The organism is Flavimobilis rhizosphaerae (assembly GCF_014852685.1).
Classification (GTDB): Bacteria; Actinomycetota; Actinomycetes; order Actinomycetales; family Cellulomonadaceae; genus Flavimobilis; species Flavimobilis rhizosphaerae.
The window spans coordinates 103,917-119,680 of record NZ_JACZDF010000004.1; the positions used below are offsets into that span (position 1 = coordinate 103,917).

Here is a 15,764-nt window from a genome sequence, read left to right on the forward strand (position 1 = left end):
GGCGGGTCCTCCCGCCGGGGCTCACACGTCCTCAGGCGAACGTCACGTCGAGCCGGGAGGGCGCGTGCGGCACAATCGGCTCATGGGACGGTGGTTCCGCGGCCAGGGTGCCGCGACGGGCTCGGCGGTCCGGGTCCTCACAGACACGGACGTCCCGGTCGCGCTCGCGCTGTGCGCGGCGAACCCCGTCGCCTCCGTCCTCGCCGCGTCGAGGCTCCGGCCCGCGCTCCTGGGCGGGCTCGCCGTCGCCGGCGGCCGCGGCTGGCTCTACCCGTCGACGGGCACGCCGCGCGCGCTGTGCTGGGTCGGCGCGAACGTCGTGCCCGTGCTCGGCGACCTCACGGGTGACGACGCCGAGGCGGCGCTCGACGCGTTTGGCGTCGAGCTGCGCCGCGGCGGACGCAAGGCGTCGTCAATCGTCGGGCCGGCGGCGCACGTGCTCGGCCTGTGGGAGCGGCTCGGGTCCTCGTGGGGGCCCGCGCGCGACGTGCGGCCCGAGCAGCCGTCGCTCGCGCTCGACCGTTCGGCGGACATCGACCCTGACCCGGCCGTGCGGCTCGCGTCGCCTGATGAGCTCGCGGCGCTGCTGCCCGCGAGCGTCGCGATGTTCCTTGAGGAGGTCGGCTACTCGCCGCTCGGCTCGGCACCGTCGTCGTACGTCGAACGCGTGCGGTCGCTCGCGGCGCAGGGACGCACGTTCGTCCGCACTGCGCCGGGCGCCCGCACGGACCTCGGTCCGGCGGGCACGGCCACGGAGCCCCTGCTGCGAGCCGTGCGGCCCCCGCACGAGCACGTCGTCTTCAAGGCGGAGCTCGGCGCGATCGCTGGAGACGTCGCACAGGTGCAGGGCGTCTGGGTCACGCCCTCGCGGCGCGGCGAGGGCATCGCGGCCCCCGCGATGGCCGCGGTCGTCGCGGGAACGCTCGAACGGTTCGGCGTCGTGTCCCTCTACGTGAACTCCTACAACGAGCGTGCCCTTGCGACCTACCGTCGGGTCGGCTTCGAGCAGGTCGGGACGTTCGCGACCGTCCTCTTCTGAGCGGGGTCGGCCGCACCGGGGGGACATCGTGCGGCGGTAGGATCGACCCCATGCTCCTGCGGATGTCCACGCTGTTCCTGCGCACGCTGCGCGAAGACCCTGCCGACGCGGAGGTGGCGAGCCACAGGCTCCTCGTCCGTGCGGGCTACATCCGCCGGGCGGCGCCCGGCATCTACTCGTGGCTCCCGCTCGGCCTGCGCGTCCTCGCGAAGGTCGAGGCCGTGGTGCGTGAGGAGATGGTCGCGTCCGGTGCGCAGGAGGTGCACTTCCCTGCGCTCCTGCCGCGCGAGCCGTACGAGGCGACGGGGCGCTGGGCCGAGTACGGTCCCAACCTCTTCCGCCTCCAGGACCGCAAGGAGGCCGACTACCTGCTCGCGCCGACGCACGAGGAGATGTTCACGCTCCTCGTCAAGGACCTGTACTCGTCGTACAAGGACCTGCCGCTCACGCTCTTCCAGGTGCAGACGAAGTACCGCGACGAGGCGCGCCCGCGCGCCGGACTCATCCGAGGGCGCGAGTTCATCATGAAGGACGCGTACTCGTTCGACATCGACGACGCGGGCCTCGACGCGTCCTACCAGGCGCAGCGTGATGCGTACGAGCGGATCTTCACGCGCCTCGGTCTCGACTACGTCATCGTCGCCGCGACGGCGGGCGCGATGGGCGGCTCCCGCTCGGAGGAGTTCCTCTCGCCGAGCCCCATCGGTGAGGACACGTTCGTGCGGACGGCCGGCGGGTATGCGGCGAACGTCGAGGCCGTCGTCACGCCGGTGCCCGACGCTCTCGACTTCGCCGACGTCCCGGCCGCCTCGGTCGTGCCGACGCCGGGCGCTGCGACGATCGAGTCCCTCGTCGCGCTCCTCGACGAGTCCCACCCGCGGACGGACGGTCGCGCGTGGTCGGCCGCGGACACGCTCAAGAACGTCGTCCTCGCCCTCACTCACCCGGGTGGCGAGCGCGAGATCGTCGTCGTCGGTGTTCCCGGCGACCGCGAGATCGACCTCAAGCGCGCCGAGGCGTCGTTCGCGCCGGCCGAGGTCGAGCCTGCGACGGACGCCGACTTCGCGAAGAACCCGACGCTCGTCAAGGGTTTCATCGGTCCGCAGGTCCTCGGTCGTGCCCACACGGGCGACGAGGACGCGATCCGCTACCTGCTCGACCCGCGCGTCGTCACCGGCACCCGCTGGGTGACGGGCGCGAACGCGGTCGACGCGCACGTCGTCGACCTCGTCGCGGGCCGCGACTTCGTCGGTGACGGCACGGTTGAGGCGGCCGAGGTCCGTCCGGGTGACGTCGCGCCCGACGGCTCCGGCGAGCTGGAGTTCGCGCGCGGTATCGAGATCGGCCACATCTTCCAGCTGGGGCGGAAGTACTCGGAGTCGCTCGGCCTCAAGGTGCTCGACGTCAACGGCAAGCAGGTCACCGTGACGATGGGCTCCTACGGCATCGGTGTGACGCGCGTGCTCGCGGCGCTCGCCGAGGCGAACCACGACGACAAGGGCCTCGCATGGCCCGCGCATGTCGCGCCCGCGCACGTCCATGTCATCGCGACCGGCAAGGACGCTGCAGTGTTCGCCGAGGCCGAGCGCCTCGCGACCGAGCTCTCGGCTCGTGGCGTCGAGGTGCTCTACGACGACCGTCCCAAGGTGTCGCCGGGTGTGAAGTTCGCGGACGCCGAGCTGCTCGGCGTGCCGTTGCTCGTCGTCGTGGGTCGTGGGCTCGCCGACGGCGTCGTCGAGGTCCGTCCGCGTGCGGGCGAGGCCGGGCAGGTCGCGGTCGCCGAGGCCGTCGAGAACGTCGCCACGCGCGTCGCTGAGCTGCTCGCCGACTGAGCCCTGGCCAGTACGACGGCCCCCGCGCTCGAACTGCGCGGGGGCCGTCGGCGTCCCCACCCCCCGGCGACCCGTAGGTCTGGAGCACCATCGAACGGTGCGACGGGCCTACGAGTCGAAGGAAGCGCGTGACTCGTAGCGACCCTGCACGCAGCGCGAGCGTGCAGGGGCGCTACGAGCCGGCGGACGGCGCGCTCAGGCGCGTTCGCGGTCCAGGTCGCGGCGGTAGCCGAGCGCCGTGAGCACCGTGCACGCGACACCCCAGCCGACGATGACGACCACGTGCAGCCATGTCGACCCGCTCGTCGTGACGCCGAACAGCGAGATGTCGTCGGCCGGAGCCATCGCGCCCCACGCGAGCTGACCGAAGTGGTACGTCGGCAGCCACGGCGCGATGCCCTGGAGGACGTCGGGAAGCTGCGAGAGCGGGAAGAAGAAGCCCGAGAGGAACGACAGCGGCAGGAAGACGAGGTTGACGATCGTCGTCGCCGCCCGTGGCCGCGCCCAGTACGCGATCGCGGACCCCATCGGAGAGAAGCACACGGTGCCGAGCAGGAGCACGCCGACGGTCGTCGCGAGCCGTGCGGGCGAGAACCCTGCGTTCCCCGCGAGCTGCGCGAGGAGAGCGATACCGGTGATCGTCACGAGCGACCAGACGAGCGACAGGGCGAGCTTGCCGCCGAAGTACACGCTCATCGGCATGGGCGTCGCGCGCAGGCGACGCAACCAGCCCTGCTGGCGCTCCTCGGCGAGGTCGGCGCCGAACGTGAAGAGCGCCTGCGAGACGATGCCGTAGCACGCGAAGGACACGAAAAGCAGGGCGACGACGCTCGTGCCGCCCGGGAGCGTCTGCTCTGCGTTGGGCAGGCCGAACATCGCGAAGAGGATGACGGGCAGGACCACGACCCCGACGACGTACTCGGGCAGACGCCGGTAGCGGAGCACCTCGGCGCGCACCTGGGCAGCGAGGACGCCGAGGGGGCGGGGGCCCGCGTAGGCCTCGGGGGACCGGACGTGCTCGAGCGTGGTCATCGCAGGGCCTCCTCGGCCGTCTGGGTGGTGCGAGCGTCGGCGTGCGCGGACCCGGTGAGGGCGAAGAACGCGTCCTCGAGGCTCGCCTCGGTGACCTCGAGCGCGCTCACGTGCGCGTCCGAGGCGAGCAGTGTGCGCAGCGCGGGGACGGGGTCGGTGACGTGAAGGACGACGGCACGGACGGCGCCGCCCGGGTCCTCGACGCTGCGCAGGCCCGGCAGCGCCCCGAGCGCGGTGGCGGAGGCATCGGTGGTCAGGGCGATCGTCGCGCCCTCGACGAGCCGCCGGACGTCCTCGGGCGCGCCGTCTGCGAGGATCCGGCCGCGGTCGATGACGACGACGCGGCTCGCGGTTCCCTTGACCTCAGCGAGGTTGTGCGTTGAGTAGACGACGGTCCGGCCGAGCGCCGCGAACGCCCGGACGTGCTCCCACAGCTCGACGCGCGCGGCGACGTCGAGCGCAGCAGTCGGCTCGTCGAGGTAGAGGACGTCGGGGTCGCCGACCATGGCGATCGCGAACGAGAGGCGCTGGCGCTGTCCGCCGGAGAGCTGGGAGACCCGTTTGTGCGCATGCTCGGTGAGGTCGGCGCGCTCGAGCGCGAGCGCGGTCGGGATGCGGACGGGGTGGTAGGCGCCGACGAGGTCGACGACCTCGGCCGCGGTGAGGGAACCGGGTGCGTCGGTGTCCTGGAGCATCGCACCGACACGCGCCCTGACGGCGCGGTCGGTCGGTTCCCCGCCGAGGACCGTGACGGTCCCCGCAGTGGGTGTGCGCATGCCGAGCAGCATCTCGATCGTCGTCGTCTTGCCGGCTCCGTTGGGGCCGAGCATGGCGACGACCTCGCCCGGCTCGACGACGAGGTCGATCCCGTCGACCGCGACGACGTCGCCGAAGGTGCGTCGCAGGCCGTGCGCCTCGATCGCATGCATGGTGCCTCCTGGGTCGGGCCGGGTGGTCCGGCGTCCGTCGACGGGGAGGGCCCCGTCGTCGTCGACGCTACGGACGCGACGGGGGTGCGCCACAGTGCCGCCGGTAACGTTCGATGGGGCCCCGACCCATGACTCCTGGCACGGGTCCCGCGTGCCACGGGGTCCGTAGGCTGGTGACGTGACAGGACGCACGGACGCGAGGGACGACGCGCGCGACGACGCACCCGGAGGGCGGGACGGCCAGGGGGTGCGCGGACTGCTGCTTGCGATCGCGGGCGTGTGCGCCTACCTCATGCCGGGCATGTACGTGCTCACGCCGGGTGCACCGGGGATCTCGGGGGTGTGGTGGGCCGCGTACGTCGTCGGGCTCGGGCTGTTCGTCGTCCTCGCGTTCGCCGAGGAACGGCTCTCCGTTCCCGAGCCGTGGCTCGTCGGCGGTCTCGTCGTCGCGGCCGCCACCGCGTTCCTCCTCGACCCGCGGCAGGGGGTCTCGGGCGTGCCGCTCGCGGTCGCCGCCGCGACCGTGGGCCTCGCGATGTCGTGGCGCTGGGTCGTCGCTGTGTGCGCTGGCTACGTCGTGCTCATCGCGGCCGTCGCGCTGCGGACGGAAGACACAACATCCTTCGCGTTCATCCTCACGATGATGTACACGGGTCTCGTGCTCTTCGCTGCGATCACCGGCTACTCGGCGGCCTCCGAGAGGCGGCTGCGCGAGCAGAACGCGGCGGCGCTCGCCGAGCTCACGGCAGCGCACGAGGCGCTGCGCGCGGCGCGCGACGACCTCGCGGAGGCCTCACGGGCGGCGGAGCGGCTGCGGATCTCGCGCGAGCTCCACGACCTCGTCGGGCATCAGCTCGCCGGGCTCGCGGTCCACCTCGAGGTCGCCTCCCACCTCACCGACGGGCAGGCGTCCGTCCACGTCGAGGCGGCGCGCGGCGCGGCGAAGTCCCTACTCTCCGACGTGCGGACGGTCGTCGCGCGGCTGCGCGACGATGCGCCGACCGACCTCGCCGCGGCGCTCGCCGCGGTCGCCGACGCTGTCCCGCACCCGCGCGTCGTCCTCACCGCTGAGGGTGTCGAGGACCTCGCGCCGGGCTGCGCGCACGTCGTCCTGCGCTGCGTCCAGGAGGGTGTGACGAATGCCGTGAGACACGCGGGTGCGGAACGCGTCGACGTCGAGGTGCGGACCTCGGCCGAGGAGGTGCTCGTCGTCGTGCGGGACGACGGCCGTGGTGCCGTCGGGCTCGTCGAGGGCACGGGGCTGCGAGGGATGCGGGAGCGGGTCGACGCGCTCGATGGCAGCGTCGACGTCATGCCGGGCGCGGCCGGGACAGGGCTCACGTTGCGCGTGCGACTCCCGCGCACGACGTGCAACGTCACGGAGGACATACCCGTCGTGGGGGAGGTGCGAGCGTGAACGCGCCTGTGAGGGTCGTCCTCGCGGACGACCAGACGCTCGTCCGTGCGGGGCTCGCGGCACTTCTCGGGCTCGCCGCTGGCATCGAGGTCGTCGGCGAGGCGTCCGACGGTCGAGAGGCGCTCGACGTCGTCGCGGCGACGCGCCCCGACGTCCTCCTGCTCGACCTGCGCATGCCCGTGCTCGACGGTCTCGGGACTCTCGAGGCGCTCGCTGGGGCCGAGCACCGGCCTGCCGTCCTCGTCCTCACGACGTTCGACGACGACGACCTCGTCGTCGCGGCGCTGCGCGCGGGTGCGCGCGGCTACCTGCTCAAGGATGTCACCCTCGACGAGGTCGTCGAGGGAGTTCTCACCCTCGCCCGCGGCGACAGGCTCGTGCAGCCCGCGGTGACGGCGCGCGTGCTCGACCGGCTCGCGGCGGCACCGCTCGCCGAGCGCGTCCCTGCGGGGCCCGCGGTGTCGATGACGCCCCGTGAGACGGAAGTGCTGCGGCTCCTCGCCGCGGGATGGTCGAACCGGGAGATCGGGCGTGGCCTGCACCTCGCGGAGGGCACGGTGAAGAACCACGTCTCGGCGATCATGCTCAAGCTCGGTGTGCGTGACCGGACGCGCGCGGTCGTGCGGGCACTGGACCTTGGGCTCGTCGGCCGCTGAACGACCGGGACGGTCGCCCGAACGGCGTGTGCCTGTGGTGCGGTCAGCCCTGGGCCGGAGCGTGCTCGGGCATGCCCGGCAGCGGGACCGACTGGGCGCCCCACGTGAGGGCGGCCGCCCAGGAGTCGGCTGCGAGGTCGAGCGTCGCCGCGCGCGAGGCGGCCGGGACGACGGCGAGGAGCGTGACGAGATCCGTCGTGAGCGCGACCTCCGCCGCACCGATGAGCGCGGTGTCCGGGGTGTCTGCAGTGATGCCTGCGGGCAGCGCGTACGCGACCCGGCGCGGGTCGTCGGTCGTGCCTGCGAGGCCGGCGGCGCGCGCCCACGCATCCGCGCGCGTGCGGTGGGTCGCGGCACGAGCGAGGGCGGCGGAGCGCTGCGGCCCCGAGAGGCGCGACGCGAGCACCTCGAGCATGTAGCCGGTCGAGTCGTCGGCGAGAACGAGCGCGACGAGGTCGGTCGCCGGCACGTCCTCGAGCGCCGTGGGCACGGTGGCGACGGCGGGGAACTCGGTCGCGGGCGCCTCGACGTCGGCCGAGGCGGCGAGGGTCCGCGCAGCCACGAGGTGCGCGACGGCGATCGATCCTGTGAGACGCGCGAAGCCGGGGTCCTCCACCGTCTCGAGACCCGAGCGCGCGCGCGACGCGGCCTGCGCGAGGATCTCGACGACCGCTGCGGCGTCCGTGCCGGACGCGGTGCCGGTCGGCAGCGGGGCCGGGGAACCGTCGACCCCGACGAGCCCCGAGTCGTAGACGCCACCGAGCTGGGCCTCGTGGACGTCCGTGGCCGCGAGGACGGCCTCGAGGATGTCCGCAGGGCGGCCCTCGGCGCCGTCCTGGGCGGCGAGCACCGTCGCCCGGACGTCGAGCACGTCGGTGACGGCCGCACGACGCGCGGCCTCGACCGCGGTGAGCGACGGCTCGCTGGGTGGCGGGGTCTCGAGGCGGACACCGCAGCCCGTGAGCGCCAGGGTGAGCACGAGGGCGGCCGTGACGCGGGCGGTGCGGCGCACGGGAGCGGGGCGGTGAGACGTGTCCATCGGAGCCGATCATGCCACGCGGAGCAGCCCGTCTCCGGACGCGCGCGCCGTGCGGCGTGAGGCACGTCGCACGCTGCGCACCCGTCGTGGCAGCGACCTTGCTCACGTCACCCGATAGGCTGTGGGTTGCGCGCACAACATCACACCGGTCGTTCGTCAGGTGCGGGTGCGCCTGGATCGACAGGAGACTCTCATGGCACCTCAGCACGGGGACCTCGCCGCGGCCGTGGCCGCGGCGATCACCGACGCCGTCGCGGCGTCCGGGCTCTTTCTCGAGGACGTGACGATCGTGGGGCCCGCGACGCGCAGCGTCGTCCGCGTCACCGTCGACCTGCGCGAGGACGAGGTCGGGTCGCTGCCCCTCGAACGCGTGGCCGAGGTCTCGCGCGTCGTCTCGGACGCGCTCGACGCGTCGGACGTCCTGCCGCACGCCTACCAGCTCGAGGTCTCGTCGCCCGGTGCGACGCGCACGCTCACCGAGGCGCGGCACTTCCGCCGCGCCCGCACCCGGCTCGTCCGCGTCGAGACGCGCGACGGGGCCGAGGTCACCGGCCGTCTCGTCGAGGTCGAGGACGACGTGCTCGTCCTCGACGACGAGGCCGGCACCAGCACCCGCCTGCCGCTCGCCGACGTGCGTCGCGGCCGAGTCGAGCTCGAGATGCGTCGCATCGACGAGGTCGACCTGGGCGATGACGACGTGGAGGACTGATCGATGGACATCGACATGACCGCGCTGCGGCTGCTCGAGAGCGAGCGGGAGATCCCGCTCGACGTGCTCGTCTCCGCGATCGAGGAGGCGCTGCGCTCCGCCTACCTGCGCACGCCCGACGCCTACGCGCACGCGCGCGTCGAGGTCGACCGCCGTTCGGGGCGCGTCACCGTCCTCGCACGCGAGGAGATCGTCACGCAGGTCCCGGTCGACCCGGACCCTGAGGACCCGGACGCTGAGCCGACGACGCGTACGCTGCGCGAGCTGGGCCCCGAGTTCGACCACACGCCCTCCGGCTTCGGGCGGGTCGCGACCGCGACCGCGCGCCAGGTCATCGTCCAGCGTCTGCGGGACGCGGAGGACGACCAGGTGCTCGGCCAGTTCCGTGACAAGGAGGGCGAGCTCCTCGGCGGTGTCATCCAGCAGGGCCGGGACCCGCGGGTCGTGCTCGTCGACGTGGGTGGCACGGAGGCCGTGCTCCCGCAGCACGAGCAGGTGCCGACGGAGCGCTACGTCCACGGTGAGCGGCTGCGTTCGTTCGTCGTCGAGGTGTCCCGCGGGCTCAAGGGCGCGCAGATCGTCCTGTCGCGGACGCACCCAGGGCTCGTGCGTCGCCTCTTCGAGATGGAGGTGCCCGAGGTCGCCGACGGCACGGTCGAGATCGTAGCGATCGCGCGCGAGGCCGGGCACCGTTCGAAGATTGCGGTGCGCTCGACGGTTCAGGGCGTCAACGCGAAGGGCGCGTGCATCGGCCCCATGGGCCAGCGTGTGCGTGCCGTGATGGCCGAGCTCCACGGTGAGAAGATCGACATCGTCGACTGGGCCGAGGACCCCGCCCGGTTCGTCGCGAACGCGCTGTCGCCCTCGAAGGTGTCGTCGGTCGAGGTCGTCGATCTTGCGGCACGGGCCGCCCGAGTCGTCGTCCCCGATTACCAGCTCTCGCTCGCGATCGGCAAGGAGGGGCAGAACGCCCGTCTCGCCGCGAAGCTCACAGGATGGCGCATCGATATCCGCTCCGACGGGGCCGTCGGGGGCGAGCCTGCGGACGCCGACGGCGAGGAGCGCTAGACTGGACGACGTGCGATCACGCGCCGTGCCTGACGCACCCCACCCGACAGACCCCATGACCTCGTCCCTGCGCGCCTGTGAGGCACCGACGGACGGCCCGGTCAGGACCTGCGTGGGGTGCCGACGGAAGGACGCGCGTGAGGCGCTCGTCCGCCTCGTCGTGGACCGCGCTCCGCTCGACGGGACCCTGAGGGTCGTCGTCGACGAGCGTCGGTCCCTCCCGGGGCGGGGTGCGTGGGTCCACCCGGACCCGCGCTGCTACGAGCTCGCTGACAAGCGGCGGGCCGTAGGGCGTGCGCTGCGGATCACCTCCGCGGTCGAGCACGTATGGCAGGACAACGCTGGACGCGCGTGACCACCCGGTCGCGCACGGTCAGGACTTCACCAAGGAAAGCGGGTCAGAGGCCGATGGGCACCCGATGAGTACTCAGCGATGAGCCCCCAGCACTAAGTAGGTCCCTCCCTGTCCGGGGCGGGACCCAGACAGGAGAGAAGTGGCAAAGATCCGCGTATACGAGCTCGCCAAGGAGCTCGGTGTGGAGAGCAAGGAGCTGATGACGAAGCTCAACGAGATGGGTGAGTTCGTCAGATCAGCTTCGTCGACGATCGAGGCGCCGGTCGTGCGTCGTCTGCGCGACGCGATGCCGGCGAAGGCCCCCGCGGCCGCAGCCGAGGCACCCGCGAAGCGCCCTGCGGCGCCCAAGGCGCCCGCGAAGGCCGCGCCCGCGGCTCCGGCGCCCGCCGCCGAGGCCCCCGCACCCGTCGCCGAGACCCCCGCACCCGCCGCCCCTGCGGCGCCTGCCGCACCGGCGGCACCGACCCCGGCTCCGGCCGCTCCTCGTCCCGCCGCGCCGCGTCCCGGCCCGGCGGCCGAGCGACCCGCGACCGAGCGCCCCGCGCGCGGTCCGCGTCCAGGCAACAACCCGTTCGCTTCGAGCCAGGGCATGCCCCGTGGCGAGCGTGGCGGCGGTCCGCGTCCGGGCAACAACCCGTTCGCTCCGAGCCAGGGCATGCCCCGCCCGGGCGCACGCCCTGCACCCGCAGCCGATGCTGCCGCGACCGGTGAGCGTCCGGGCGGTCCCCGTCCGGGGGCCCCGCGTCCCGGCGCGCCCCGTCCTGGCGCCCCGCGTCCGGGCGGTCCCCGTCCGAACCCGGGCATGATGCCGGGCAAGACCCAGCTCGGCCGTCCCGGTCAGGCTGCGGGCGCTGGCGCTGGTCGTCCCGGTGGCGGCGGTCGTGGCGGCTACGGCGGCGGTGGCCGTCCTGGTGGCCCGGGTGGCGCTCCCGGTGGTGGCGGTGGCGGTTTCGCCGGTCGACCCGGTGGCGGCGGTCGTCCCGGTGGTGCCGGTCGTGGCAGCACGCAGGGCGCCTTCGGGCGCGCCGGTGGCCGCCCCGTGCGTGGACGGAAGTCGAAGCGCGCGAAGCGGCAGGAGTTCGAGCAGATGCAGGCGCCGTCGCTCGGCGGCGTGCAGGTCCCCCGTGGGGACGGCTCGACGGTCGTCCGCCTGCGTCACGGCTCGTCGCTCAACGACTTCGCCGACAAGATCGATGCGAACCCCGCATCGCTCGTCACGGTGCTCTTCCACCTCGGTGAGATGGCGACCGCGACGCAGTCGCTCGACGAGGACACGTTCGGCTCGCTCGGCGCCGAGCTCGGCTACGTCATCGAGATGGTCTCGGCCGAGGAGGAGGACCGCGAGCTGCTCGAGGCCTTCGACATCGACCTCGACGCAGAGCTCGAGGGGGAGTCCGACGAGGACCTTCTCCCGCGTCCCCCCGTCGTCACCGTCATGGGTCACGTCGACCACGGCAAGACGCGTCTTCTCGACGCGATCCGCCGCACCGACGTCGTCTCGGGCGAGGCCGGTGGCATCACGCAGCACATCGGTGCCTACCAGGTGCACCGTGAGCACGAGGGCGTCGACCGCGCACTGACCTTCATCGACACCCCGGGTCACGAGGCCTTCACGGCCATGCGTGCACGTGGTGCCGAGGTCACGGACATCGCGATCCTCGTGGTCGCGGCGGATGACGGCGTCATGCCGCAGACGGTCGAGGCGCTCAACCACGCCCAGGCCGCAGGCGTGCCGATCGTCGTCGCGGTCAACAAGATCGACAAGGAGACCGCGAACCCCGCGAAGATCCGCCAGCAGCTCACCGAGTACAACCTCGTGGCCGAGGAGTACGGCGGCGACACGATGTTCGTCGACGTCTCGGCCCGTCAGGGTCTGCACATCGACGAGCTCATCGAGGCGGTCCTCCTCACGGCGGACGCGGCGCTCGACATGCGGGCGAACCCGAACAAGGACGCGCGCGGTGTCGCGATCGAGGCGAACCTCGACAAGGGCCGCGGTGCGGTCGCGACCGTCCTCGTCCAGCAGGGCACGCTCCGCGTCGGTGACGCGATCGTCGCGGGCACGGCCCACGGCCGCGTGCGTGCGATGTTCGACGAGCACGGCAACACGGTCGAGGAGGCGACCCCGTCGCGTCCCGTCCAGGTGCTCGGTCTCACGTCCGTGCCTCGCGCCGGTGACAACTTCCTCGTGGCGTCCGACGACCGCACGGCCCGTCAGATCGCTGAGAAGCGTTCGGCGGCCGAGCGTGCGGCGACGCTTGCGAAGCGTCGCAAGCGCATCAGCCTCGAGGACTTCACGAAGGCTCTCGAGCTCGGCAAGGTCGAGACGCTCAACCTCGTCATCAAGGGTGACGTCTCCGGTGCGGTCGAGGCCCTCGAGGACTCGCTGCTCAAGATCGACGTCGGCGACGAGGTCCAGCTGCGTGTCATCCACCGCGGTGTCGGTGCGATCACGCAGAACGACGTCAACCTCGCGACGGTCGACAACGCCGTCATCATCGGCTTCAACGTCCGCACCGCGGAGCGGGTCGCCGAGATGGCGGACCGCGAGGGTGTCGACATCAAGTTCTACTCGGTGATCTACCAGGCGATCGACGACGTCGAGGCGGCCATGAAGGGCCTCCTCAAGCCGGAGTACGAGGAGGTGCAGCTCGGCACCGCGGAGATCCGCGAGGTCTTCCGCTCCTCGAAGTTCGGCAACATCGCCGGTTCGCTCGTTCGATCGGGCATCATCCGTCGCAACACCAAGGCCCGCGTTCTGCGTGGCGGCGTCGTCGTGGGGGACAACCTCACGATCGAGTCGCTCAAGCGTTTCAAGGACGACGCGACCGAGGTCCGCGAGGGTTACGAGTGCGGAATCGGTCTCGGGTCGTTCAACGACCTCCAGACCGAGGACATCATCGAGACGTGGGAGATGCGCGAGAAGCCTCGCGCGTGAGTCCGGGCGGGAGCGCCGGTGCCTCGGCACTGGTGCTCCCGCGTCCCGGGTTCCTAGACCTCGGCCGTCGGGGACGACGGTCGTGAAGGGAGATGCACATGTCTGACAGCCCCCGCGCACGCAAGGTTGCCGACCGCATCAAGGAGGTCGTTGCGCGCATGCTCGACACGCGGATCAAGGATCCGCGTCTTGGCTTCGTGACGATCACCGACGTGCGGGTCACGGGCGACCTGCAGTCCGCCTCGATCTTCTACACGGTCCTCGGCGACGAGGACGCGCGGACGAGCTCGGCCGCCGCTCTGCGGAGCGCGACCGGCATCATCCGCTCGGAGGTCGGTAAGCAGCTCGGGACGCGGCTCACGCCGACGATCGAGTTCCACCTCGATGCGGTGCCCGAGACCGCGGCGCACCTCGAGGCCGCGCTCGACGAGGCTCGGCGTCGTGACGCCGAGCTCGAGCAGTCCCGTCGCGGTGCCGCCTTCGCGGGCGACGTCGACCCCTACCGCCGTCCGGAGGACGACGAGGACGACGAGGCCTGAGAGCGCCGCACGACGAGCACGACCCGCAGGGCCCGGAGCACACGCTCCGGGCCCTGCGTCGTACCGCCCCCACCCAGGAATCCGCGCAGATGGTTGCTGGCAGCAGCCATTCGCGCAGATTCTTCGGCTGTGGGGCGGGGCGTGGATGGCGTGCGGTCCGACACGTGGGGCGCCCGGCCGCGGGGCGGGGCCGGCGAGCCCACGCTGGTACCGTTGGCCGACGTGACCCCCCGTGCTCCTCGTCGTCCTGACACCCGCGCCTGGCCCCCCGCGCCGGACGGCGTCGTCGTCGTCGACAAGCCTGCAGGCATGACGAGCCACGACGTCGTCGCGAAGGTCCGCTGGCTCGCGCGGACGCGCAAGGTCGGTCACGCCGGGACTCTCGACCCCATGGCGACGGGCGTGCTCGTCCTCGGGGTGGGGCGCGCGACGCGTGCGCTCACGTACCTCGTCGGCGCCGACAAGGAGTACGTGACAACGATCCGGCTCGGAGCGGCGACGTCGACCGACGACGCTCAGGGTGAGACGGTCGCGACGACGGACGCCCGGCACGTCACCGCGGAGTCGTTGCGTGCGGCAGCCGAGGGTCTCACGGGCCAGATCCTCCAGGTTCCGAGCACGGTCTCCGCGATCAAGGTCGACGGTCGGAGGGCCTACGACCTCGCGCGCGCGGGCGAGGACGTCGAGCTCGAGGCACGGCCCGTGACGGTGGCCCGGTTCGAGCTCAGTGAGCCGCGCACGGTCGAGGTCGACGGCGTGACGTTCGTCGACGTCGACGCGACGGTCGAGTGCTCGTCGGGCACGTATGTGCGGGCGTTGGCGCGCGACCTGGGTGCTGCGCTCGGCGTCGGCGGTCACCTCACGGCGCTGCGTCGCACGCGTGTCGGTGGGATCCGGGTCGAGGACGCGCACCGGCTCGACGTCCTCGTATCGCGTGCCGAGGTCGACGCGCTGCCGGTCCCCGTCGTCGGGGCTGCGGACGCGCTGCGCGGGACGATGCCGTGGCACGTCCTCACGCACGAAGAGTCGCTGGCGGCCGTCCACGGGCGACGGGTCGCCCGTGGAGGGACGACCGAGGCGACCGTCGCGGGCGTCGACGGCGCGGGGCGGCTCGTCGCCGTGCTCACGCGGTCGGGTGCGTGGCTCAAACCTGTGACGGTGTTCATGGCGCCCGACGACCTCGTGCCGGATGGTGCTCCTCAGGACGCGGTGGTGGTCGACGGGAGGCAGACGCAGGTGTGGCGCTCGCTCGACGAGCTCCCCGCGGACCTCGGCCCGACGGTCGTGACGATCGGCAACTTCGACGGGGTGCACCTCGGTCACCAGGAGGTGCTCGGGGTCGTCGTCGCGCAGGCGAGGGCGCGCGGCGCGGCCGCGGTCGCGGTGACGTTCACGCCGCACCCGCGTGCGGTCCATGTGCCCGAGGAGCCGTTGCGGCTCGTGACGAGCCCTGCGCAGCGGCGCGAGCTGCTCGCTGCGACGGGGCTCGACGGGGTGCTCGAGCTCGACTACACGCTCGCGTTCGCGGCGCAGTCCCCGCGGGAGTTCGTCGAGTCGTGCTTCGTCCGGGGGCTCGGCGCGACGGCGGTAGTCGTCGGGCGGGACGTGCAGCTCGGTGCCGGCAACTCCGGGAATCTCGCGACGCTCGTCGGGCTCGGCGAGGAGCACGGCTTCGAGGTCGTCACGGTCGAGGACCTCGGCGTCGCGGGCGGGCGCTGGTCGTCGACGGCGGCGCGCCGGCTTCTCGACGACGGGGACGTGACGCGCGCGTCACGGATCCTAGGCCGGCAGCACCGGCTGCGGGCCGAGGTCGTGCACGGTGACGCGCGGGGGCGGACGATCGGTTTCCCGACCGCGAACCTCTCCCAGGAGGTCGAGGGTCTCGTGCCTGCGGACGGCGTCTACGCGGGCTGGATGCTGCGACGGGGTGGGGGCGCGGACGCTGTGCTGCCGGCCGCCGTCTCGATCGGGACGAATCCGACGTTCGACGGCACCCAGCGGCGGGTCGAGGCGTACGTGCTCGACCGCACGGACCTCGATCTCTACGGGGAGGCCGTCGAGCTCGACCTCGTCGCGCACCTGCGTCCGACGTTGCGCTTCACGTCGGTCGACGAGCTCGTCACCCAGATGGATGCGGACGTCGTCCGGGTGCGAGAGGTGCTTGCGGCCGAGGGTCCGCCCCCCGCGCGCCCCTGACCTGGGGAGGCGCTC

13 protein-coding genes are annotated in these 15,764 nt (G+C 72.7%); 10 read left to right on the forward strand and 3 right to left on the reverse strand.

All coding sequences use genetic code 11. The annotated features are described in order from the left end of the window. The first annotated feature begins 82 nt into the window (after window positions 1-82). Together IGS67_RS09040 and IGS67_RS09045 are read left to right on the forward strand one after the other, a co-directional pair. A complete protein-coding gene (locus IGS67_RS09040; protein WP_192279864.1) occupies window positions 83-1,039 on the forward strand; it encodes a GNAT family N-acetyltransferase in 957 nt (318 codons plus the stop codon). A gap of 50 nt (window positions 1,040-1,089) precedes the next feature. After that, window positions 1,090-2,871, forward strand: a complete 1,782-nt coding sequence (locus tag IGS67_RS09045; RefSeq protein ID WP_192279866.1) for a proline--tRNA ligase — start codon at window positions 1,090-1,092, stop codon at window positions 2,869-2,871. Between the two features lie 195 nt (window positions 2,872-3,066). Here the strand turns inward: IGS67_RS09045 and IGS67_RS09050 are convergent, their stop codons facing one another. Both IGS67_RS09050 and IGS67_RS09055 read right to left on the reverse strand, forming a co-directional pair. Beyond that, a complete protein-coding gene (locus tag IGS67_RS09050) occupies window positions 3,067-3,903 on the reverse strand; it encodes an ABC transporter permease (protein WP_192279868.1) in 837 nt (278 codons plus the stop codon). Continuing rightward, on the reverse strand, window positions 3,900-4,832 hold the full coding sequence (locus IGS67_RS09055) for an ABC transporter ATP-binding protein (RefSeq protein ID WP_192279870.1): 933 nt from the start codon (window positions 4,830-4,832) through the stop codon (window positions 3,900-3,902). The genes IGS67_RS09050 and IGS67_RS09055 overlap by 4 nt, the downstream gene beginning before the upstream one ends. Before the next feature lie 178 nt (window positions 4,833-5,010). Here IGS67_RS09055 and IGS67_RS14385 point away from each other — a divergent pair, with 178 nt between their 5' ends. Continuing rightward, window positions 5,011-6,249, forward strand: a complete 1,239-nt coding sequence (locus IGS67_RS14385; protein ID WP_192279872.1) for a sensor histidine kinase — start codon at window positions 5,011-5,013, stop codon at window positions 6,247-6,249. Further along, window positions 6,246-6,905: a response regulator gene (locus tag IGS67_RS09065; RefSeq protein WP_192279874.1), complete on the forward strand. Its 660-nt coding sequence runs from the start codon at window positions 6,246-6,248 to the stop codon at window positions 6,903-6,905. The genes IGS67_RS14385 and IGS67_RS09065 overlap by 4 nt, the downstream gene beginning before the upstream one ends. A 43-nt stretch (window positions 6,906-6,948) precedes the next feature. On the opposite strand, the gene IGS67_RS09070 is transcribed toward IGS67_RS09065, so the two are convergent. Continuing rightward, a complete protein-coding gene (locus IGS67_RS09070) occupies window positions 6,949-7,944 on the reverse strand; it encodes a DUF4439 domain-containing protein (RefSeq protein WP_192279876.1) in 996 nt (331 codons plus the stop codon). A gap of 193 nt (window positions 7,945-8,137) precedes the next feature. Between IGS67_RS09070 and IGS67_RS09075 the strand changes: the two genes are divergently transcribed. From IGS67_RS09075 to IGS67_RS14390, 6 genes are all read left to right on the forward strand, one after another. After that, entirely contained in the window at window positions 8,138-8,653 is a 516-nt protein-coding gene (locus IGS67_RS09075) for a ribosome maturation factor RimP (protein ID WP_192279878.1), read from the forward strand. A 3-nt stretch (window positions 8,654-8,656) separates the two neighbouring features. Beyond that, a complete protein-coding gene (gene nusA / locus IGS67_RS09080; protein ID WP_102508985.1) occupies window positions 8,657-9,721 on the forward strand; it encodes a transcription termination factor NusA in 1,065 nt (354 codons plus the stop codon). A gap of 55 nt (window positions 9,722-9,776) precedes the next feature. Further along, window positions 9,777-10,076, forward strand: a complete 300-nt coding sequence (locus tag IGS67_RS09085; RefSeq protein WP_192280116.1) for a YlxR family protein — start codon at window positions 9,777-9,779, stop codon at window positions 10,074-10,076. Window positions 10,077-10,215: 139 nt separating this feature from the next. Further along, entirely contained in the window at window positions 10,216-13,014 is a 2,799-nt protein-coding gene (infB, locus tag IGS67_RS09090; RefSeq protein ID WP_192279880.1) for a translation initiation factor IF-2, read from the forward strand. A 98-nt stretch (window positions 13,015-13,112) separates the two neighbouring features. Then, window positions 13,113-13,553 carry a 30S ribosome-binding factor RbfA gene (rbfA, locus tag IGS67_RS09095; RefSeq protein ID WP_192279882.1) on the forward strand — a complete coding sequence of 147 codons (441 nt, stop codon included), beginning with the start codon at window positions 13,113-13,115 and terminating at the stop codon, window positions 13,551-13,553. A 222-nt stretch (window positions 13,554-13,775) separates the two neighbouring features. After that, entirely contained in the window at window positions 13,776-15,749 is a 1,974-nt protein-coding gene (locus IGS67_RS14390; RefSeq protein WP_328742209.1) for a bifunctional riboflavin kinase/FAD synthetase, read from the forward strand. Window positions 15,750-15,764: the final 15 nt, after the last annotated feature.